Annotated in this window: 20 protein-coding genes; 16 read left to right on the forward strand and 4 right to left on the reverse strand. The window is 33.2% G+C overall.

Translation table 11 applies throughout. The features are described from left to right. The first annotated feature begins 14 nt into the window (after positions 1-14). The 3 genes from P8625_RS01730 to P8625_RS01740 are packed head-to-tail and all read left to right on the forward strand — an operon-like array spanning position 15 to position 5010. A complete protein-coding gene (locus tag P8625_RS01730) occupies positions 15-332 on the forward strand; it encodes a DUF1493 family protein (RefSeq protein ID WP_279651782.1) in 318 nt (105 codons plus the stop codon). Then, positions 322-1119 (forward strand): hypothetical protein, encoded by a 798-nt coding sequence (locus tag P8625_RS01735; RefSeq protein ID WP_279651783.1) that lies wholly within the window; start codon positions 322-324, stop codon positions 1117-1119. The genes P8625_RS01730 and P8625_RS01735 overlap by 11 nt, the downstream gene beginning before the upstream one ends. 54 nt (positions 1120-1173) lie before the next feature. Beyond that, positions 1174-5010, forward strand: a complete 3837-nt coding sequence (locus P8625_RS01740; protein ID WP_279651784.1) for a T9SS type B sorting domain-containing protein — start codon at positions 1174-1176, stop codon at positions 5008-5010. 4 nt (positions 5011-5014) lie between these two features. On the opposite strand, the gene P8625_RS01745 is transcribed toward P8625_RS01740, so the two are convergent. After that, entirely contained in the window at positions 5015-6439 is a 1425-nt protein-coding gene (locus P8625_RS01745; RefSeq protein ID WP_279651785.1) for an L-serine ammonia-lyase, read from the reverse strand. An 88-nt stretch (positions 6440-6527) separates the two neighbouring features. Continuing rightward, a complete protein-coding gene (locus P8625_RS01750) occupies positions 6528-6869 on the reverse strand; it encodes a DUF2853 family protein (protein WP_279651786.1) in 342 nt (113 codons plus the stop codon). Positions 6870-7066: 197 nt separating this feature from the next. Between P8625_RS01750 and P8625_RS01755 the strand changes: the two genes are divergently transcribed. The 5 genes from P8625_RS01755 (at position 7067) to P8625_RS01775 (ending at position 12071) form a co-directional block, all read left to right on the forward strand. Beyond that, positions 7067-8437 (forward strand): tetratricopeptide repeat protein, encoded by a 1371-nt coding sequence (locus P8625_RS01755; protein WP_279651787.1) that lies wholly within the window; start codon positions 7067-7069, stop codon positions 8435-8437. 100 nt (positions 8438-8537) lie between these two features. Continuing rightward, a complete protein-coding gene (locus tag P8625_RS01760; RefSeq protein ID WP_279651788.1) occupies positions 8538-9131 on the forward strand; it encodes a DUF3841 domain-containing protein in 594 nt (197 codons plus the stop codon). Between the two features lie 494 nt (positions 9132-9625). Further along, positions 9626-10609: a 6-phosphofructokinase gene (gene pfkA / locus P8625_RS01765; protein ID WP_279651789.1), complete on the forward strand. Its 984-nt coding sequence runs from the start codon at positions 9626-9628 to the stop codon at positions 10607-10609. Between the two features lie 26 nt (positions 10610-10635). Then, positions 10636-11628, forward strand: coding sequence for a type I glyceraldehyde-3-phosphate dehydrogenase (gene gap, locus P8625_RS01770; protein WP_279651790.1), 993 nt, complete (start codon positions 10636-10638; stop codon positions 11626-11628). An 80-nt stretch (positions 11629-11708) separates the two neighbouring features. Continuing rightward, a complete protein-coding gene (locus tag P8625_RS01775; RefSeq protein WP_279651791.1) occupies positions 11709-12071 on the forward strand; it encodes a methylglyoxal synthase in 363 nt (120 codons plus the stop codon). Between the two features lie 53 nt (positions 12072-12124). Here the strand turns inward: P8625_RS01775 and P8625_RS01780 are convergent, their stop codons facing one another. Both P8625_RS01780 and P8625_RS01785 read right to left on the reverse strand, forming a co-directional pair. Next, positions 12125-12505 carry a Rid family detoxifying hydrolase gene (locus P8625_RS01780; protein ID WP_279651792.1) on the reverse strand — a complete coding sequence of 127 codons (381 nt, stop codon included), beginning with the start codon at positions 12503-12505 and terminating at the stop codon, positions 12125-12127. Positions 12506-12564: 59 nt separating this feature from the next. Beyond that, positions 12565-15264: a putative LPS assembly protein LptD gene (locus tag P8625_RS01785; RefSeq protein WP_279651793.1), complete on the reverse strand. Its 2700-nt coding sequence runs from the start codon at positions 15262-15264 to the stop codon at positions 12565-12567. 93 nt (positions 15265-15357) lie between these two features. On the opposite strand from P8625_RS01785, the gene P8625_RS01790 reads away from it, so the two are divergent. The 8 genes from P8625_RS01790 to P8625_RS01825 all read left to right on the forward strand — a co-directional run bounded on the left by P8625_RS01790 (position 15358) and on the right by P8625_RS01825 (position 22964). Next, a complete protein-coding gene (locus P8625_RS01790) occupies positions 15358-16599 on the forward strand; it encodes an N-acetylmuramoyl-L-alanine amidase family protein (RefSeq protein ID WP_279651794.1) in 1242 nt (413 codons plus the stop codon). A 65-nt stretch (positions 16600-16664) separates the two neighbouring features. Beyond that, positions 16665-17630 (forward strand): MlaD family protein, encoded by a 966-nt coding sequence (locus P8625_RS01795; RefSeq protein WP_279651795.1) that lies wholly within the window; start codon positions 16665-16667, stop codon positions 17628-17630. 40 nt (positions 17631-17670) lie between these two features. Next, the gene (locus P8625_RS01800; protein ID WP_279651796.1) at positions 17671-18990 is read left to right on the forward strand and encodes a (Fe-S)-binding protein; all 1320 of its coding nucleotides are present in this window, start codon (positions 17671-17673) and stop codon (positions 18988-18990) included. Further along, positions 18980-19507: a DUF3575 domain-containing protein gene (locus P8625_RS01805; protein ID WP_279651797.1), complete on the forward strand. Its 528-nt coding sequence runs from the start codon at positions 18980-18982 to the stop codon at positions 19505-19507. Before P8625_RS01800 ends, P8625_RS01805 begins: the two co-directional genes overlap by 11 nt. A gap of 77 nt (positions 19508-19584) precedes the next feature. Continuing rightward, positions 19585-20364 carry a (Fe-S)-binding protein gene (locus tag P8625_RS01810; protein ID WP_279651798.1) on the forward strand — a complete coding sequence of 260 codons (780 nt, stop codon included), beginning with the start codon at positions 19585-19587 and terminating at the stop codon, positions 20362-20364. Positions 20365-20421: 57 nt separating this feature from the next. Continuing rightward, positions 20422-21339, forward strand: coding sequence for a 1,4-dihydroxy-2-naphthoate octaprenyltransferase (gene menA, locus P8625_RS01815; RefSeq protein WP_279651799.1), 918 nt, complete (start codon positions 20422-20424; stop codon positions 21337-21339). 21 nt (positions 21340-21360) lie between these two features. Next, positions 21361-22185 carry a DUF4349 domain-containing protein gene (locus tag P8625_RS01820; protein ID WP_279651800.1) on the forward strand — a complete coding sequence of 275 codons (825 nt, stop codon included), beginning with the start codon at positions 21361-21363 and terminating at the stop codon, positions 22183-22185. Positions 22186-22286: 101 nt separating this feature from the next. Continuing rightward, positions 22287-22964, forward strand: coding sequence for a metal-dependent hydrolase (locus tag P8625_RS01825; protein ID WP_279651801.1), 678 nt, complete (start codon positions 22287-22289; stop codon positions 22962-22964). Positions 22965-23095: the final 131 nt, after the last annotated feature.

Raw genomic sequence — 23095 nt, forward strand, 5'->3', positions numbered from 1 at the left:
AGTATGTAATAATTATGACTAATTTAGAGTTAATCAAAGAGATATCTTTTAAATTTGTAGGTATTTCAAATATATCTTTAAAAACGAAAATAGGTAAGGATTTGGGGTTAGATGGTGATGATGCAAAAGAATTTTTAGAATTAATTTTTGCTGAATTTAATTTTGAAGGAAAAAAATTTCCTTTTGAATACTATTTCAATTACGAAAATGATTTATGGGGAGTTAAGAATTTTTTTAATAAAATTTTTAACCCAAAAAAATATATTTCTCAAAAAGATATTACGATTGGTGAGATAATTCAATTTATAGAAACTAATAAAAATGAGATATAAAAAAATAATATTAATTCTTCCTTTTCTTCTATTGGCATGTAGTTCAGACGAAGACCCAATTACAGAACCACAAGAAGATTCATTAGCAATAGAGTTAGTTACTTCAAAAGCACTAGTAGCTATTGACGAAGTTGTGTCCTTCCAGGTAAAAGCAAACAAGCCTTTTAGTAGTATTACCTATTCTACAGATAATTTTACTACTTTTAAAACAGTAAGTAAAAGTTTAGGAGATTCGTTTGGTACAAGTTTACCTTTGTATGTAAATACAGCGAATATTGGAGTTATCTCCTACAGCATTCGAGTAGAGGATGATGCGGGTAAAAAAGCAAGTAGCACTATTAGTTTTACCATAGAAAAAGGAAATGCTGTGCACCTTAAAGAAGTATTAGTTAACAGCTTTTATGATAAAGACAATACTTGGGATACAGAATTTTCTAATACAGATCCTAACAGATTAGCAGACGTATTTTTTTTCTTGCAGAAACCTCAAATAGGTATTCTATCAGGTCAACTTCAACAACGACCTTGGTTTGAATCTTCTGTCAAGGAGAACCAAGGAGATTTAACATGGAATCTTTCACAAAAAGAGTTGTATGTAAATCCAAATGCTACGGTTGAATTTGCTTTGGCTGATGATGATGGAGGAGGTATAGGACAAGATTTACTATTAGGTCCTCCATACGGACGAGAGATCGATTTGTCATTACACCGTAATACAAAACCAAGCAATATTACTCTAGAGGATATCTCTATTAATTTAAATGTCGATTTTGGCCTAGAATGGTAAGCAGAAAATAACTGATTTCATTTCTGTAAAATCATAGAATTTTGTTAATAATAAATGAAGAAAATAGTATTTATTTTTTTAATATTGAGCACTTCTCTCTCTGCTCAAAAAGAAGCTAACATTTGGTATTTTGGAGAGTATGTTGGTTTAGATTTTAATAGTGGCTCACCAACATTATTATTAGATGGGAAATTAAACACTGAAGGAGGCTGTGCAACAATATCAGACACCAATGGAAAGCTTCTATTTTACACAGATGGTAGAACAGTTTGGAATAAAAATCATCAAACTATGTTAAATGGTACGGGATTAAATGGAGGAAACCGTAGTACACATTCAGCACTTGTAGTCCCCAAACCTAGTGACTTAAATAAATATTATATTTTCACAGTAGATGATTTTATTGGTAACAACGGATTACAATACTCCGAAGTTGATATGACCCTAGACGGTGGCTTAGGGGGAATAACTTCAATTAAAAACGTTTTATTACATACACCAACTACCGAAAAAATTACAGCTATTCAAAGCTCTGTAGCTAATGAGTATTGGGTTGTAAGTCATAAATGGGGAAACAATGAGTTTATTGCTTTTAAAGTTAGTAGCTTAGGTATAGACCCTAACCCTGTTATAAGTGCTGTAGGAACAACTGTAAATAATGATGGAGCCTCTATTGGGCAAATAAAAATAGCACCTAATGGAAAAAAAATAGCTGTTGCAAGATTTCCATCAATATCGGAAGTACAAATATTTGATTTTGATACATCTACAGGTAAAGTTTCTAATCCTTTAACATTATTAAAGTACTCGAATGACGAACAGATTTATGGTCTTGAATTTTCTCCAAATAGTGAGTTACTATATACTGCGGTTAATTACGAAGGTATTTTTCAGTTTAACTTACAAGCTGGTTCTCCAGGTGATATTGTAAACTCTAAAGTAAAATTATCTACAACAACGGTATCACATGACTCTTTTCAATTAGCTTCTGATGGTAAGATATACATTGCTGGGTTTGCTCAGTCTTATTTGGATGTTATCAACAACCCTAACACCTTAGGCTTGGGAGCTAATTATGTTTCAGAAGCATTGTATTTAGGTGGAAGAATAAGTTTTTCAGGTTTACCCGTATTTATTCAATCTTTTTTTACGATTAATTTTCAAAGCAAAAACCATTGTTTAGGAGATGCGACAAGTTTTAATGTAAGTAATTTAGAAAGTTACGACAACATCTTATGGGATTTTGGAGATGGAAATACTTCAACACAAGAAAACCCTATACATACTTTCTTAAGCGCTGGAAATTATGATGTTACTTTAAGCGTTACTTCAGGAGGGCAAATTTCTTCAGAAACTAAAACCGTAACAATATACAAACAACCAGTGGCTACAAAACCTTATGATATTTTATTATGTGATTTTACAGGCGATATTTCTTTTGACTTGGTATCGCACAATATAAATATCCTTAATGGTCTTGACTCTAATATTTTTGGAGTAAATTATTATGAGGGAATGGTAAATTACACCAGCGGTATTAAAATAAACACACCTGAAGTGTATACGAATGCCTCAAGTTTTTTTACGCAAGAAATCATAGCTGAAGTTTATAATAAGCAGAATCCAGCATGTAATGATATTACAGATTTTAATGTAGGTATCTATAAAACACCACAATTAGAATCACCCAGTAACCTTTCAACTTTAACACAATGTGATAATGCCGATTCAGGGTCGGATAATGATAGTATTACTGAGTTTGATTTGACAGCGCAAGAACAATACCTATTGCTCAATGGAACTAACTCAAATGTAAGCTATAATTATTACACAGATGCCGAATTGAAACAGCCAATAGCATCACCAAATGCTTTTCCTAATACTCAAAACCCACAAACCATATATGTTGAAGCAGTTAGTAATGAAAATAGCCAATGTACAACAACAACTTCTTTTACTATTGAAGTTTTAGAATTACCATCAGTAGCATCAACTGTTGAACTAAAACAGTGTGACAACGCAGATATAAACGGGTTTAGTAGTATTAATTTAAATGAAGCAAAAAAGAAAATAGTTTCAAACCCTGAAGATTTTACAATTACTTTTTTTGAAGAGAAAAATCATGCAGAAAATAACACTAACCCAATATCGAATCCTACAGCTTATACAAATCAAACAGTTAGTAACGATACGGTTTGGGCAAGAGTAGAAAATACTCATGGATGTTTTCGAGTAAGCGAGGTTGAGTTAATAATTTCCACTACTCAAATTCCAGTAACTTTTTCAAAAATTTTTTATCGATGTGACGATGGTATCGATACTACTGATGGGGTAGCAACTTTCGGTTTTAGCGCTGTTACACAAGAGGTGAAAAATTTGTTTCCTGCCAATCAACAGCTTATTATTAACTATTACAGGAATGAAGCGGATGCTTTAGCAGAATTGAATGCAATTACAAATATTACTAATTATCAAAATATAGGATATCCAAATCAGCAAAACATTTATATACGTGTAGATAGTGCCCTAGATAATGATTGCTTAGGTTTGGGGCATCACATCACTTTACGTGTTGAAAAAGTCCCCGTAGCTAACCCAGTAACTATTAATCCAGAATGTGATAATGATAGAGATGGGGTAGTTGCTTTTGATACGTCAACAATTCAAAATACAATCATTAGTAATCAAACTGATGTGGCTGTGAGTTATTTTGATAAAAATGGAATGCCACTACCAAGCCCATTACCTAATCCATTCACTACGGCTACACAAACAGTTACAGCGAGAATTGTTAATACAGCTTCACAAGACCTAAATGGAAAATGTTATAGCGAAACTACCATAAGCTTTGTGGTTAATTCAGTACCAGTAGCAAATAAAGTAGCAACACAAGAGCAATGTGATGATGACTTTGATGGAATTGCAGATTTTGATACCTCAAGTATTGAAAGTACGATTTTAGGTACTCAAACAGGAATGATTGTCAACTATTTTGACGAAAACGACAATCAATTGCCAAGCCCTTTACCCAACCCTTTAAGCACCAATTCACAAATGATAACAGTAAGAGTAGAAAATCCGCAATATGCGATTTGCTATGATGAAACAACAATTGATTTTGAAGTAAAAGAAAAACCTAATTTTGATTTACAAAGCGAAGCTATTATTTGTGTAAATGAAGCTTCTCCCTTAGAGCTTAAAGTTGATAACCCAAATGGAAATTATTCTTATGAGTGGAAAGATGAAAGTGGAAACCCAATAAGTAATTTGATAACAGCCAGTGTGTCAAAAGGAGGAATCTATTTTGTAAAAGCAACTTCTGATGTTGGTTGTGAGTCTGAAATAAAAAGTATTCAAGTAAAAGAATCAAGTATAGCAAACATTACCATCAATCATTTGGAAATTATAGACGATTCAGAAAATAATAGTATTAGAATTAATACTCAAAATGCAGGACTAGGAAATTACGAGTTTAGTTTATTAGATGCTGATTCTAACATAATGTATGATTATCAAGAAATACCTTTTTTTGATAATTTAGAAGGAGGTGTTTATACGGTCCTTATTAAGGATATAAATGGATGTGGAGTTCAATTTTTTGAAATTTCTATTATTAATTACCCAAAGTTTTTTACTCCTAACAACGATGGTATAAATGATACTTGGCATATAAAGGGCATCGGTAAAAGCTTTTACAAGAGTGGGCGAGTAACTATTTATAATCGTTTTGGGAAAATACTTAAAATTTTATCTGTAAATGATGTTGGTTGGGATGGTTTTTATAACGGGCAAAAGTTACCGTCTAACGATTACTGGTTTTATGCAGAACTTATAGACCCCAAAGGTCATGTCATTAAAAAGAAAGGAAATTTTAGTTTACTGATGAAATAAAAAATTAACAATCTGCCAAACGAACGGTAACAGCCAAACCACCTTCTGAGGTTTCTTTGTAGTTTCTGTTCATATCTTTCGCAGTTTCCCACATAGTATCTACTACTTTATCTAAAGGAACTTTAGATTCTTTCGGGTTGGTTTCTAAGGCCAATTCAGCAGCATTAATAGCTTTAATAGCTCCCATAGCATTGCGCTCAATACAGGGTACTTGTACCAGTCCGCCTATAGGGTCGCAGGTCAGTCCTAAATGATGTTCCATGGCAATTTCAGCAGCGACTAAACATTGTGGTGGAGTACCACCCAACAGTTCTGTCAACGCAGCGGCGGCCATGGCAGAGGAAACGCCGATTTCAGCTTGGCATCCACCCATAGCAGCCGAAATTGTAGCATTTTTCTTAAAAATACTTCCTATTTCTCCAGCAACTAATAAGAATTTTTTGATTTCTTCAAAACCTGCTTTATGATTTTCAATAACTAAATAATACATTAAGACAGCAGGAATAACACCAGCACTTCCGTTAGTAGGAGCGGTAACTACCCTGCCTAAAGAAGCATTTACTTCGTTTACCGATAATGCGAAACAACTAACCCATTTTAAAATCTCTCGAAATTTAACCTCAGTACTGCGAATTGCAGTAATCCATTCTTCAGGATTGGTATATGTTGCATCTTTAATTAACTTTTGATGCGTTTCAAAAGCACGTCGCTTTACGTTGAGTCCACCAGGCAAAATACCTTGCGTGTGACAACCGATATAGGTACATTCTAACATCGTATTCCATATACGGTGCAACTCTTTATCGATATCTTCGGCAGAGTTAACAACAAGCTCGTTTTGGTACACAATGTCAGAAATAGGTACTCCTTCTTTTTCACAATAAACTTCCAGCTCAGCAGCTCTATTAATAGGAAATGGAAAATTTTGTTTGTTAATTTCAATATCTTCAGCGAGGTTATCGTCTTCCTGCACAATAAACCCCCCACCGATAGAATAATAGGTTTCTGTAGAAATTTCGATACCCTCTGCATAGCCTCTAAACGTCATTCCATTGGCGTGAAAAGGTAAAAAATCTTTATTGAATTTTACAGAGCCATTGGTAAACACAATATTTCTTTCATTGTTAAAAAATAACAATTCTTTGGTTTGAATATCATTGATAATAACATCGATTGTTTCGATAGGAATGTATTCAGGATCTGCTCCGCTTAAACCTAATAAAACGGCTAAATCTGTCGCATGTCCTTTACCCGTTAACGAAAGAGAACCATACAAGTCTACTTTTATTTCTTCAATTAAAGGAAACTCATTTTTTTCTTTTAATTTTTGTACCCATTGCTGTGCTGCTCTCCATGGTCCCAGCGTATGAGAACTAGAGGGACCAACCCCAATTTTAAGCATATCAAAAACGCTAATAAATTGCGACATATATGTAAGTTGTTTGTTGGGGGCTAAAATAAAAAAATCCCGTATTTAAAAGCTTAAATACAGGATTTATATTTTATTAAAAAAGGTATTACATTCCGTAAACAGACTCTTTGTCGAACTTCTTTACTAACATATAGTAAACCACCGCACGATACTTGTTTCTTTCAGATTTTCCAATTCTTTCCATAACTTCTTCAATAGCTTTATCCAATTCAGGGCCATCTGGTAAGCCTAGCTTTTTCATTAAGAAATTTTTCTTAACGGTTTCTAATTCTTTGGAATCGCTTCCAGATACTGTTTCAGCATCATTTTTGTAGATTGAAGGACCTAATCCTTTAGTTACAGCAGTTAATAGCTCAGTATTAGAACGCATGTTTCTATCGTCCATAAACTTCTTATAAAGTGCTACTTTTTCGTCAAACTTACTCATGTTTTTATATTTTAAAATTAGAGATTGATTTTTTGTTCTTTCAAAGATAGAAAAATTATTAACTCTTTCAAACAACTACAGGCTAATAAGAACGATAAAATTTAATTGTTAATTAAATTGTTAAAAAGAAATGAACGTAATGGTAAAAAAAGACTGTTCTTACACTAAATTTATCTATAACTTCAAATCTGTTGCCTATGCCCATATCAAAATTTGAATCTATGTTAAAAACCAATGAAGTGTATTTTTTTGATGCTGTAGAATTTGAAACAATTATAGAGCATTATTTGAATACAGGGAAACAATCATTAGCAAAAAAAGCAGTGAAACTTGGTTTAGAGCAGCACCCTTCTTCAATTCAGTTGAAATTAATGAAGGTTGAAATCTTAATTTTTGAAGAAGAATTGCATCAAGCAATTAAAATGTTATCAAACATAGAAGCTGTTGAACCGCACAATGAAGAAGTTTTTATTCAAAAGGCTATTATTTTATCTAAGAAGAAAAAGCATCATGAAGCAATTGCTATTTTAAAAGAATCGTTACAGTATATCGAAGACCCATCTGATATTTGGTCGATGATAGGTATGGAATACTTGTATCTTGATGACTTTGAAAATGCGCGGTTAAATTTCGCAAAATGTATTGAAGTAGATTATGAAGACTACTCATCTTTATACAATATAGTGTACTGTTTTGATATGGAAGATAGCCACGAAGAAGCTATTTCCTTTTTAAATTCGTATTTAGATAAGAATCCATATTGTGAAGTAGCCTGGCATCAATTAGGAAAACAATATTTCGAATTAGGAATGTATAAAGAGGCACTAACAGCTTTTGATTATGCTGTATTGATTGACGATATTTTTGTAGGCGGATATTTAGAAAAAGCAAAAGCACTCGAAAAGTTAAAGCGATATGATGAGGCTATTGAAAATTATTTGGTTACGCTAGAGTTAGATGACCCTACAGCGTATGCATATATAAGAATTGGAGAGTGTTATGAAAAACTTGAAAATACACAAACAGCCATACACTTTTATAAGAAAGCAGTACATGAAGATCCATTATTAGATAGAGGTTGGATTTTGTTAACCAATGCTTGTTATAATCAAGAAAACTATCAAAAAGCATTGTACTATATCAATAAGGCTATTCAAATAGACGAAGCAAATGTTTTGTATTGGAGACGCTATGGAGATATTAACCTAAAACTCAATTTTTATGAAGAATCTGTAAAAGCTTTTAAAAATTGCTTATCATTAGGCGATAGAGAAATTGAAATATATGTTGCATTAGCCGATATTTTGTTGTTTTTAGGAGAGTTTACTGAAGCACTTAAAATATTAATTCAAGCAAAAAGAATGTATAAAGAATTTGCAGAGGTAGAATACAGACTCTGTGGATTGTTTATGATACTAGGAAAAGAAGCATACAGCATTACACATTTAAAAAATGCGTTAACAATCGATTTTGAATACCATATCATTATCAGAGAGTTATATCCTACAGTGTTTGAAAACAAGCAGATTCAACAGATAATTTCTAGCTACGATAAAGCAGTGCAATAAAACGGTAAGTAACCCTTAAGCCAAAAATAAATCAAAAGAGAAAATTCTTATACAAGAATTGTTTTTTTTCTATATACAATCTTTGTTAGTGATAAATTGAATGAAACTCTGGACAATCCAACCTATAAAGTTTTATTATAATCTAATTTCAGATGGAGAAATACATTCGTCAGAAAAATATGCTGATTCTGACTTTAATCAGGCGTATAAATGGATTATAAAACAAATGGAAAATAGAATTGGGGAAAAACCAAGTAAAAATAGTTATCCTATTTGGGCATGGTATCAATATAAAAATATAAAAGCAAAGAAACCTGATTTAAGAGGTTCAGGTTTTTTACCGAAAGGTACAAAGGGAGTTCGAATTGAATTCGAGAAGCCCAAAAATGAAGTTCTACTTTCTGATTTTTACTTATGGCATTTCCCTTTAAACTATTGGTATATTGCAGACAATGAAAAGCAGGAATCTGAATTTGATAAACTTTTAAAAGATTCAAAAATAGAATTTATGCATAAAGAAAAATATCCACTCGAATTAAGAATGATAGTCGAAAATAGTTGGAATAAAATTTTTGATATGAGTTACGATTGCGATTATGTTACTGAAAATTTTAATAACAAAAAAATTCAAGCAACATTTTGGAGTTTAAAAACCAGTGAAATAACTAAAATCGACTTTTTTAATGCGAAATAGAAACCATTGCCAACACAACATAAAAAAATTGCTTGTTGATATTTTAAATTGGAATATGCTAAGTAAAATAAAAATTATTACGATATTTATTTTTTGACATATAAAAAAGTATCGTGTCGTTTTGAGTGAATTTGAGAAAATCAATAAAAATAATAATCTTTGTAAAATTCCACAGTATCCGAACGTATTTGTTAGTTTCAGTTAATTATTAAAACAAAAACTGCACTTAATTTACATTACTTAAGTTCTAGGAAGCTGCTAAATTCTTTAAAAAACATTATTTCGGTTATATAAAGAATGTTTTGGCCGATTTAAGAATTTATACTCTTGTTAATTAGAGAGAATGAGAAGAACAAATAAGTAAGATATGCTCGTCTTTGTTACCCGTTTTTTTAGTACATAAAATAGGCGCTAATTCTTAACAAATCCTACAACGATTTCGTATTTTTTTTAATGTTAATGATAAAAATTGAGTAAATTTGAACTTCGATTTTATGGGAAAAATAAAAAAAATAGCAGTAATGACTTCCGGAGGAGACGCTCCAGGAATGAACGCAGCAATACGATCTGTAGTAAGAACTTGTGCTTATTATCGTATTGAATGTATGGGAATTTATAGAGGATATCAAGGTTTGATTGAGGGAGACATCGTTCCTTTAACCGCTCGAAGTGTTAATAATATTATTAACAAAGGAGGAACTATCTTAAAATCGGCTCGCTCTAAAGAGTTTAGAACTAAAGAGGGTAGAAAAAAGGCATATGAGGTTTTACAAGAGCATGAGGTAGATTCTTTAGTGGTAATTGGAGGAGATGGTTCTTTTACAGGAGGAGTTGTTTTTAACAAAGAATTCAAGTTTCCAATTATAGGAATTCCTGGAACAATAGATAATGATATTTCAGGAACAAGCCATACACTTGGTTACGATACCGCTTTGAACACTGCGGTAGAAGCAATCGACAAGATTAGAGATACTGCGTCTTCGCACAATCGACTTTTCTTTGTTGAAGTAATGGGGCGTGATGCAGGTTTTATAGCGCTTAATGCAGGTGTAGGAGCTGGAGCAGAAGAAATTTTAATTCCTGAAGAAGATCTTGGACTCGAAAGAATGTTAGAGTCTTTAAAGAAGAGTAGAAGATCAGGGAAATCATCAAGTATTGTAGTGGTTTCAGAAGGAGATAAAACGGGTAAAAATGTTTTTCAACTGGCAGATTATGTAGAAGAAAATCTTCCTGATTATGAAGTAAGAGTTTCAGTACTAGGTCATATGCAAAGAGGAGGGTCTCCAAGTTGTTTTGATAGGGTATTAGCCAGTAGGTTAGGGGTAAGAGCTGTAGAACTGTTGTTAGATGGAAAGACGAACCTGATGGTTGGGTTAAAAGATAACAAAGTAATTGCAACAGATTTAGAGAAGGCAATTAAAGGTGAACATAATATTGATGACGAATTGTTACGTGTATCAGATATCATGACAACTTAAAACACAAATTATAAAATTTTAAAATAATGATAAAAATAGGAATTAATGGATTTGGAAGAATCGGTAGATTAGCTTTTCGTTCTGCAATGGAAAGAGATAATGTACAAGTAGTAGCGATAAACGACTTATTAGAGGTTGATTATCTTGCCTATTTACTAAAATACGATTCAGTTCATGGACGTTTCAAGGGAGATGTTGAGGTGAAAGATGGGAACTTGGTAGTGAACGGACAAACTATACGAGTTACAGCAGAAAGAAATCCTGAAAACTTACAATGGGATGCAGCAGGTGCTGAGTATGTTATTGAATCAACAGGGTTTTTCTTAACGCAAGAAAAAGCAGGTTTACACATTAAAGGAGGAGCAAAAAAGGTGATTATTTCAGCACCGTCTAAAGATGCAAAAATGTTTGTAGTTGGGGTAAATCATAAAGAATTATCTGCCGATGATACCATCATTTCAAATGCATCGTGTACTACAAACTGTTTAGCACCGTTGGCAAAAGTTATTCATGAAAACTTTGGTTTAGTAGAAGGTTTAATGACCACAATTCACGCAGCTACTTCAGGTCAAGATGCTGTTGATGGACCAAATTCAAACTGGAGAAGAGGTCGTTCGGTACTAAGTAACCTGATACCCACCACTACAGGTGCAGCGGTAGCAGTAGCCAAAGTTATTCCCGATTTAAAGGGTAAATTGACAGGTATGGCAGTGCGTGTACCAACCCCAGATGTTTCCTTAGTAGATTTAACTTTTAGAACAGAAAAGTCGACGTCTTTAGAAGAAATTTTAACTAAATTAAAAGAAGCCTCAGAAGGAGAACTAGAAGGAGTTTTAGGTTTTACCGAAGAACAAGTTGTTTCTCAAGATTTTGTTTCTGAAACAAGAACTTCTGTTGTAGATGCTAAAGCAAGTTTAGAGTTAAATGAAAATTTCTTTAAAGTAGTTTCATGGTACGATAATGAGTATGGATATGCTACAAAAATTGTAGATTTACTCGTACATGCAGCGTCTTTATAAGAATAATATTTATAATATATAGAATACCAGAAAACATTCCCGCTTTTTTAGATGGGAATGTTTTTTTAATATTTTTATGTATGGAAATAGCAATTATAGCACATGATGGGATGAAAGCTGAAATGGTTCAGTTTCTAAATAACCATAAAGAAGTGTTACATCAGAAAAAAATCGAGTTAATTTCTACTGGAACTACCGGAGAACAAGCTGAAAAAGCAGGTTTTGAGGTTAGAAGGTTCTTGTCAGGGCCTATTGGAGGCGATGCTCAAATTGCAGGTAGAGTAGCAGAAGGAAAATGTCAAATGGTCTTGTTTTTTAGAGATCCTTTAGCAAAACACCCACATGAGCCAGATATTTCAATGTTACTACGTTTGTGTGATGTTCATAATGTTCCTTTGGCAACAAACCCTTCAACAGCAGAATTATTAATCAAAGCGGTATAAAATCCACTTAAAGAGTGAATTTTTTTGTTCGTGTTATATCGATTTGTATGCTATTATTTGATAGCAATCATACTAATTTCAACATTGACAAACTTAGGTAAATTAGCTACCTCTACGGTTTCACGAGCTGGAGCAGTGGCTTCTTCAAAATATTGTCCGTAAACTGCGTTGATTTTAGAGAAATTGTGCATATCTGAAATAAAAATAGACGTTTTTACTACATTGTTAAAAGTCATGTCTGCAGCAGCTAACACGGCTTTCATATTTTGCATTACCTGTTTCGTTTCTGCTTCAATAGAATCTAAAACCAATTCATTCGTTTCAGGATTAATTGCTATTTGACCAGAAGTATAAAGCGTGTTTCCGCTCAATACAGCCTGATTGTATGGCCCAATTGGAGAAGGAGCGTTATCAGTTATAATTATTTTTTTCATTCTTACTTAAGTTAAAAAGTTAAAAAGGTTTTTAGTTTTGCCTACAGCCTACATACAGCTTAAAACAATACCCTGTCTGGTGGTTTGTTTTTATCCCATTTTAAATCGCTTAGTACCGACGCTTTTACACCAATAAAAAAGTAATAAGAAGAGTTCCTACCAAAAGGAGTCCAATTGAAGTTAAAGCGCCAGCTATCTAAATCTCTTGAAAAATTAAGTCGTGTATACGTAAACGCATTGTCTTTAATATCGTATCCAGAAGAAAAACCAACTTTCCATTTCGGAGACAACTCTACATTACCACTAAACATTAATGAGTTGTTTCTTATACCGCTTTTTAATCCATTATCAAAGTAACTCATAGCGTATACTAAATTAAGAGTCCAAGGTATTTTAGCTTTGTAAAGTTCTGTTTCTTTAACTTCGTCTTCTTTAGTATTGGTCTGATTAGGAAATCCGTTTGTTATTCCCATGTTCTCACCAAATACATCTGGAGTATCTTGTGCTCCATTACCACTTTGATTTTTATCTTCAGATTTGTCATCGTCATCTTTTTTTTCAAAATCTTTACTAGAAATAGCATAATTAGCAGTAACTCCTACATCGGTGAGCCTGAGAATAGCACTATTAAATTTATTAATTCGTTGTCCTTCACTATTTACTTGGTAAGGGTCGAAGGTAGCATTCATGTTTAACGCTAGTTTATCTTTAAAAAGACGTGTACCCGCATTGGCTCTAACAGTAGACCATCGTAAACTATCAGCAGCAATATTATAGCCTGCACTAAAGTCTAAGTTGTTAAGAATGGTTATTTTTTTATCTTCTTCATCGCTATCTGGATCTTTTGGAGCTACTTTAGCCTCTAAAACATTATTTACAGTTATACTAATAGAATTTGAAATACCACTTCCAGGAGTTCCGTACACACCACCTTGAAAAGGAGAATAAGTTAGCAAATCGTTCGGGTCGGAACTTTGTTGCACGGTCAAGTTATAATCATCAGCAAAATTAGGGCGATACCCATACGAAATAGAAGGTCTTATCGTATGTCTAATACCCTTTAAACGACCTTTTTTAATAGGAAATATACCGTAGATATTCGTAGATAAAGAAACCCCAAAATTATATTCGTTATAGCGAGTAAATCCACTAAGAGTATCGTTAATCACAGCTCCAAAATTGTCATCTTTGTCAATAGCTTCAGAGTCGTATCGCTTTTTAATTTTGTCAAAATACCATACGTCTTTGTAACTAACATTAGGTGTTAAGGTAAAATACTTAAAAGCTTTCATGCTGGTGTTGGTACTGATTGAATGTTGTACCCCTTTTTTGGCAGTTTGAAACATTTTTGCTGTTAAGAACTCATCATCAGTAGTATTAATAAGATATTGCCCTTGCATACTGTAATTCAAACCTATTTTTTGAATAGCATTCTTTTTGATACCACCTTTACCAGCAAACGGATAAATACGATCCATGTTTACCTGTAATGAAGGAAGTGTCATGGTAATCGTTTCGGTATTGGTGTTTTGAGTATGAGTAGCAGTCACATTCATATTAAAAGGTGTACCCACAAACTTTTTGTAATAAGAAACGGAAGAACTCAACGTATTATTTAAAAACTGAGAGCTATTAAATTCGTTTAACGATTGACGGTAATACTTACTACTACCTAAGTTAACCGATGCAGAAAAACGGGAATTCGGACTCGCTTTCGCGTCTTGACTATGACTCCATCGTATGTTAAAGTTAGTAGATTTTTGATAATCACTCAAACCACGTATACCCCGAATAATATTTTCATAACGCGCACTAAAACTCCCGCTAAATTTATAACGAACGTAGTAGTTCGATGAGGTGTTAAGTCCCCAACTTCCGTTGGTGTATAAGTCACCTAACATCGTCAAATCAAAATAATCACTCAGAGCGAAATAATAACCACCGTTTTGCATGAAAAAACCTTGGCTATTGCTTTCTCCCCAAGAGGGAATAATAAAACCAGAAGTCCTTTTATTGGTCATAGGAAAATAAGCAAAGGGTAAGTAAACAGGAGTTGGTACATCAGCTAATACTAAGTTACTACCTCCAACAATAATTTTTTTACCAGGAACCAACTTCGCTTTATTTGTCTGAATGTAATAGTCAGGAATTTTCTTTTTTGAAGTGGTAAAGCGCAACCTTCGCATGTAGACGGTAGAATCGTTTACACGTTTTGTTTTTTCTCCGTACGTAATAATACCAGCTTGATTTGTTTTTACCCCATACACCAAGGCTTTCTTAGTTTTGAAGTTGAACAAAATAGAATCTTGCTCAGATTCCTGATTCCCTTGCTTAAATTGCGGACGTTGATGATACCCCGTACTATCTTTAATTCCCTTAGCATACACCATATTGTTTTTATAATCTAGAATAATAATTCCAGCTTTTAAATCAATATCAGTATACGTTACATGGGCTTCGTTGTATAGGGTAATGGTTTTATTTTTTGCGTTTTGTATCGTATAATCTTCAGCGTCATGGGTAATAATACCATCAATTACCTCTTTAGGTTTTATAGAGTCATTCGCAATAGTATCTCTTTTTTTTACAATAATATCAGTCTTTTTAATATCAATCAAAGAATCTTTAGAACTGGTAAAAGTAGAATCTACTTTGAGTTTTTGAGGACTGATCCCTTTTTTACCAAATTCTTGCGCAGTACTTATTTGAAAACAAAAAAGAAAGAAAGCTAAAAGTATGTAAGTTGGATTTGCTCGCAATATTATTAATACTATTTTTGTGTTATATTTAAAACTTTGGCGTGCTATTTGAACGCTTATATTTTAAACACCAAAAATAGTTAAATTTTATTGATGCAATTCTTAAATTTCCTTAAATATAACATAACAAAATTAACCTTTACTGTTCTAACTGTCTTAACCATTTTATTTGGAGTGTCATTAGAGGTAACGGCACAAAAAAAATACACCGTTGTTCTTGATGCGGGTCATGGAGGGAAAGACCCTGGGAATCTAGGAAACGGTTTTAGAGAAAAAAGTATTGCCTTGCGAGTGGCACTAGATGTGGGTAAAGAGTTGCTAACATCAAGAGATATTGAAGTAGTTTATACTCGTAAAAAAGATGTTTTTGTTGAGTTACATAACCGTGCTAAAATAGCAAATGATAAAAAAGCAGATTTATTTGTGTCTATTCACTGCGATGCTTTTAGAAGACCAGATCCACATGGAGCAAGTACTTTTGTTTTAGGTTTAAGTGGTAATCAGGAAAATTTAGAGATCGCAAAAAAAGAGAATGCCGTAATTTTATTAGAGGATAATTACAAACAAAATTACGATTACGACCCTAACTCACCAGAGTCAGTAATAGGATTGTCGGTGCTTCAAGAAGAAAACTTAGAAAACAGCCTAGGAATTGCAGGCTTAGTTCAAAATAACTTCGTAGCGTTAAAAAGAAATAATAGAAAAGTAAAGCAAGCTAATTTTTTAGTGTTAAGAGAAACTGTTATGCCCAGTGTTTTGATAGAATTAGGTTTTTTAACTAATAAAAATGAAGGTAAGTTTTTAAACTCTAGAAGCGGTCAAATACAAATGGCAAAATCAATAGCTGAAGCTATTAAAAAATATTTTAAAAGGCTTAAGCTAAATACCATAAGCGAAACAGTTACAGTAAATGCACCGTTAGTAGAAAAAGAACTATCAAAGCCAGTGGAACAAAAAGTAGTAAAAAAGACAATCCCTAAAAAAGAAGAAGCTCTAGCTAAAAAAGAAGTTACTAAAGAAAAAACTAAGGAAGTACAAGCACCAAGTAAGAATATAGAAACACCTTTAAAACGTATTTCTTCAGAAATTGTTTTTCGCATACAAATAGCAGCTTCAAGAAAAAAACTTTCAACAAGTAGCTTTAAAAACTTAGAAGATGTTGAATCTCTATTTATTGATAATTACTACAAATATTATTACGGAAACTCCCCAAGCTTAACTGAAATAAAAAGAATATTACCCCAAGTAAAAAACAAAGGCTATAAAGATGCATGGTTAGTAGCTTTTAAGAACGGAAAACGAATTTCTATGGCAGAAGCACTGAAAAACGATTAATTTAGAGGTGTTCTATATTTATACTCTGAAAATTATTGTTATTTTCGCTGGTATAAATAAATTATATGTCTAAAGAATTAAAAACAGGAATCGTTGCCGTAGTAATTATAGCATTGTTTATATGGGGTTATAATTTCTTAAAAGGGCAAAACTTGTTCAGTGCGAATGCAAGACACTTTTTTGTAGAGTACAATAATATAAATGGTCTTAACGAAGCAAGTTCAGTTACCATAAACGGTTTAAAGGTAGGTAATGTAGAACAAATATTTTTTAATGAAAGCCCTGAAAAAAGAGGAAGTCTTGTAGTAAAAATCTCACTTAATACCGATTTTAAGTTTTCAAAAAATAGCATTGCTAAAATTTATTCAGCAAGTTTAATGGGCGGGCAAAACTTAGCCATTATTCCTAAATACGATGGAGAAGTAGCAATATCAGGAGATTATTTAAAGGGAGAGGTAGAATCCGATATCTTTTCTTCAGTAGGAGAAAAACTCAACCCAATTCAGGCAAAACTAGAAAATGTGCTAGTCGGTGCAGATTCTTTATTAATTGGGGTGAATCAGGTTTTAAATGAGGAATCTCGTAAAAGCTTAAATAGGAGTGTTTTAGGGCTGGAGAAGGTAATGTCAGATGTTCGTAAAACCTTAGCTTCTGTAAATGATTTAATAAAAGATAGTAAGACTAACCTAAACGCCACCTTAACCAACACGAAAAAAATTACAGACAATTTTACGAAAGTATCCGACGATTTAGCGAAGGCTAACCTAGGAGAATCAGTAAAAAAGCTCGAAGCCACTTTAACAAATGTTAATGATATGTTGGCTAAAATGAAATCAGGAAAAGGAACTTTAGGAAAGTTAATGACCGATGAAAAAATGTATACAAACCTAACCAATGCTTCAAAAGAATTAGAAGAACTATTAAGGGAGATGAAGCTAAATCCTAAGCGTTTTGTGCATTTTTCACTATTTGGAAAGAAACCGAAACCTTATAACGAAGACAATAATACCAATAACGAAAATACGAAGTAAACCCACTTTATTTCTAACAAAACTTAATAATTAAAGAACGATGGAGAAATACATATCAAACATCTTTTTTGCGTTGATTTTAATTGCAGGGATAGGATATTTTGTAATGAATGTTCGTAAACTCATACGAAACATTAAGCTAGGAAAAGATATTGATAGAACCGACAGACAGCCAGAACGATGGAAAAACATGGCAAAAATAGCACTAGGGCAATACAAAATGGTGCGCCGTCCAATTTCAGGAATTTTACATGTTGTGGTGTATATAGGATTCATCCTAATCAATATTGAAATGCTTGAAATTATTATTGATGGATTATTCGGAACACATCGTTTTTTTCAACCAATTTTAGGAGATACTTTGTACGGATTCTTAATTGGTAATTTCGAAATACTTGCTTTTTTAGTTTTAGTAGCCGTAATTATTTTCTGGTTTAGAAGAAATATCGAAAAAGTACAACGCTTCTGGAATAAAGAAATGAAAGGGTGGCCGAAGAAAGACGCAAATATTATATTGTATTTTGAAATGGTACTCATGTCGTTGTTCCTAATTATGAACGCTACCGATGTTCCCTTTCAAGAAGCAGGAGTAGGAAATGTAGTTTCTCAATTCATAGCACCTTGGTTTGATGGTTTTTCACCTGAAGCATTGCATACGATAGAGAAAACTGCTTGGTGGTTACATATTGTTGGAATTCTAATTTTCTTAAACTACCTATATTACTCTAAGCATTTACATATTTTATTGGCATTTCCAAATACGTTTTTTGCCAATTTAAATCCTAAGGGACAGTTCGATAATTTAGAGGCAGTTACCAAAGAAGTAAAAATGATGATGGATCCAGATGCTGACCCTTATGCAATGCCAGAAGAAGGCGCCGAGGAAGAAATGCCAGAGAAATTCGGAGCTTCTGATGTAACCGATTTAAACTGGGTACAATTGATGAATGCCTATACCTGTACTGAATGTGGGCGCTGTACATCGTCGTGTCCAGCAAACCTTACAGGAAAAGAATTATCACCACGTGCCATTATGATGAAAACACGTGATCGTTTAGAAGAAGTAGGAAAAAATATTGATGCCAATGGAGGGGAGTTTAAAGACGACGGAAAGCAGTTATTAAACGATTATATTACTCCAGAAGAGTTATGGGCATGTACAAGTTGTAATGCCTGTGTGCAAGAGTGTCCGATTGGTATCGACCCGTTATCAATTATTATAGACATGCGTCGCTATTTAGTTATGGAAGAATCAGCAGCACCGCAAGAGCTAAATATGATGATGACCAATATTGAAAATAACGGAGCACCATGGCAGTATAGCCAAATGGATCGATTAAACTGGAAAGATGAGCAGTAGAACGAGTAAAAAAATATTAACTATTATACTTTTTATATTTATTTTAACTAGTAGTTTTTCACAGGAAAAAGACTATACATTAAAGTTAGATGTTGTAAAATCAGTATTCGGAATTTATCAGCTTGAAGGAGAGTATCATAAAACCGACCAATTATCCTATGGACTTGGACTACTTTACTTTAATACAAAAACGATGCTTTTTTTCGATATGGATATAAAAGAAGAGGGGTATATGATAAGTCCATTTGTGAGATATTACACGAGGAGTAACAATGAATCATCTTCTTTTTTTCAGTCCAATCTAAGATATGGCTATTTTGTAGGTCTTAGTTACGAAAAATGGACAAGCATGTTGAGTCTTGATGCAGTTTATGGGTATCAATTCAAATTAAATAAATCACTATTTTTTGAGCCTAGTATAGGTTTAGGAGCCTTTAAAGTATTGGGGTCGGATAATGCATATGGGTTAGTTACTCCCTATTTATTAGCTAATTTTAACATATCAATAAAAATATAAAAATTGTTTTCTGAAATAGTATTGAAGAAAGCTTACAGTTAAGATAAATGATATCAATAATTAAACGATAAAGAATTATGATAGTACCAACAATGGCAGAAATGATGGCTCAAGGAAAACAACCAGAAGTGTTGTTTTGGGTAGGAGCTGCAGGAAGTTATGATGATAGAGCAAAAAAAATAACCAGAGCTTTCGTAAAAATATTACAGCAAGCAGGAGTTGATTTTGCAGTATTGGGTACCGAAGAAAGTTCAACAGGCGATGCCGCAAAGCGAGCTGGAAATGAATTTTTATTTCAAATGCAAGCCGTTACGAATATTGAAGTGTTAAATGCTTACGAAATAAAAACAATCGTAACCTGCGATCCGCATTCATTCAATACGCTAAAAAACGAATACCCAGGATTAGGAGGGAAATATAAAGTGTATCACCACACACAATACATTAGCAAGTTAATCAAAGATGGGCGTTTGACTATAGAGGATAAAAACTTAAACGGAAAACGATTAACCTATCACGACCCATGCTATTTAGGGCGTGCCAATGATGTATATGAAAGTCCGCGTGATTTAATTCGTCGTTTAGGCGTAAAAATGACCGAAATGAAACGATATAAATCAACAGCCTTGTGCTGTGGAGCAGGAGGTGCACAGATGTTTAAAGAACCAGAAAAGGGAGATAAGGATATCAATGTATTACGTACAGAAGATGCCTTAGAAACCAACCCTCAAATTATTGCTACAGGCTGTCCGTATTGCAATACTATGATGACCGATGGTGTAAAGTTCAAAGAAAAAGAAGCACAAATCGAAGTAAAAGATATTGCAGAACTAATCGCAGAAGCAAATAATTTGTAATAGTAACATAACAATAATGTCATTCCCGCTTTCGCGGGAATCTTGTTTTTTGTAAGAATGATTAAAAACTACCTCAAAGCAGCACGTTTACGTACGTTACCACTTTCAGTATCAGGAATTATTGTGGGAGCGTTTTTAGGATTTAATGAAGTGGTGTATGTAGACAGTACTATAACTTTATTGAAAACCCCAATCTTCTGGCTGGCCATTTTAACTACCATCGGTTTTCAAGTACTCTCTAATTTTGCCAACGATTACGGAGATGGAGTAAAAGGAACTGATGACCACAGAGAAGGAGAAACCCGTATGGTTTCTTCTGGTGCGATTACTCCGAAACAAATGAAGCTAGCAATGATTGTTACAGCTTTTAGTACTTTGTGTATAGCATTACTGCTAATTTATATTGCCTTCGGAAAAGACAACTTTTTATACTCGGTAATTTTCTTCGTGCTAGGAATTGCTGCTATCGTTGCCGCTATAAAATATACCGTTGGGAAATCAGCTTATGGATACAGCGGATTTGGAGATGTATTTGTATTTGTTTTCTTCGGATTGTTAGCCGTAGTAGGAACCTATTTTTTATATACCAAACAACTAAATCTTATCATTTTTCTACCAGCAATTACCATCGGACTGTTAAGTACAGCGGTATTGAATCTAAACAATATGCGAGATAGAAAAAACGATGCCAAATCAGGAAAAAATACACTCGTCGTAAAAATGGGTGCCGCATCTGCAAAAGTATATCACTATTGCTTAATTATCGCATCGTTTGTATTTGCATTCTTATATGTGGTTATTACCTACCATTCACCAACACAATTTTTGTTTGTTATAGCCTACATTCCATTAATTAAACACCTAGTTTTTGTCTATAAAAATAAAGAAGCGGCTTTGCTAGACGGAGAACTTAAAAAAGTAGCATTGAGCACTTTTTTGTTTTCTATTTTATTCGGATTAGGGCAAATTTTGTAACTTCCCAAGAAATTTTTTATTATGAAGAGTGTTTTGATTTTTTTCTCAGCATTGGTGTTGCTTATAAGTTGCAATAATAATGATTATAAAAGAGAAGCAGGTGCTTATCAGTATTCAGAAAGTATAGAAGATGTTGCTGTTTCTGAAGAACAGGAAATGCAGGCGAATACTACGGTAACTAATAATGAAATAACCATTGAAAGAAAGCTCATTAAAACAGGCGATATTTCTTTTGAAACCAACGATTTATCGGCAACAAGAAACCAAATAGCACAGGCAGTACAAAAATACAACGGATACATTTCGGGCGATAACGAGTATAAATCTTCCCAAAATATAACCTCTAGTTTAATTGTTAGAATTCCTTCTAAAAACTTTGATGCTTTTTTAAATGAAATTTCTTCAAAAGTAGAACGATTTGATACGAAGAATATTTCGGTAAACGATGTTACCGAGCAGTATTTGGATATCGAGGCACGCTTAAAAGTTAAAAAAGAACTTGAAAAGCGATACGGTGAAATCTTAAAAAAAGCATCTTCCGTAAAAGAGATTATCGAAGTTGAACGAGAATTAAACAAGGTAAGATCAGAAATAGAATCAATAGAAGGGCGCTTAAAATACTTGCAAAATCAAGTATCGTATTCAACTTTAACCATTCGGTTTTATAAAGAAGAAGTAAACAGTGCTTATTCTAAAAGTTTTGGCAGACTTTTAGCAGATGCATTTGGCAACGGAATAGATAATGTAAAATGGTTCTTTATAGGTTTGGTAAATATTTGGCCTTTTATACTCTTATTGGTGCTACTAATCGTATTTATAAAAAAACGAATCAAACGAAAAAAATAATGAAGCCAACATGTTTAAAAGAATTATAAATTACACACGTAATAATTGTTTTAACTATCGAAGGTTACATCACATAGTAGAAAAATAATAAAAATAAACAGATGAAAATCACATTTTACGGGCACGCATGCTTTGGCATTGAAATTAATGAAACACATTTGTTAATAGACCCTTTTATAACAGGGAATCCATTAGCATCAAAAATCAATGTAGATGAAGTAAAAGCAGATTATATATTGCTTACCCATGCACATCAAGACCATGTACTAGATGTTGAGCGCATAGCAGAAAGAACAGGAGCTACCATTATTTCCAATTATGAAATAGTAATGTATTATGGAGCAAAAGGCTTAAAAGGGCATCCCGTAAACCATGGAGGAACCTATGTTAACAACACCTTTTCAGCCAAATATGTAAATGCCATTCACACCTCTTCATTTGCCGATGGAAGTTATGGCGGACAACCAGGAGGATTCGTAATCAAGGCAGGAGAAAAGTCGCTATATGTTTCTGGAGACACAGCCGTAACTATGGATATGAAATTGATACCCATGTCAACGAACTTAACAGCTTCTATATTTCCAATAGGAGATAACTTTACCATGGGAGTAGACGATGCCATTATAGCGAGTGATTTGGTGATTTGTGATAAAGTAATAGGCTGTCATTTCAATACTTTTCCACCGATAGAAATCAATACAGAACAAGCCAAAGAAAAGTTTGCACAGGCAAAAAAAGAACTCATCTTATTAGAAATAGGAGAAACGCTAACTATTTAAGCATAGAGAATGTCTGTACTTAATTATAATTACACTATTATCTCGACGAAGCAACGTCAATCTAGATTTCTAGGGCTAAAATGTCCACCATAAAATCTCGATACTATTTGATAGGTATAGTAAGTATTTTG

The organism is Tenacibaculum tangerinum, from assembly GCF_029853675.1.
Taxonomy (GTDB): domain Bacteria; phylum Bacteroidota; class Bacteroidia; order Flavobacteriales; family Flavobacteriaceae; genus Polaribacter; species Polaribacter tangerinum_A.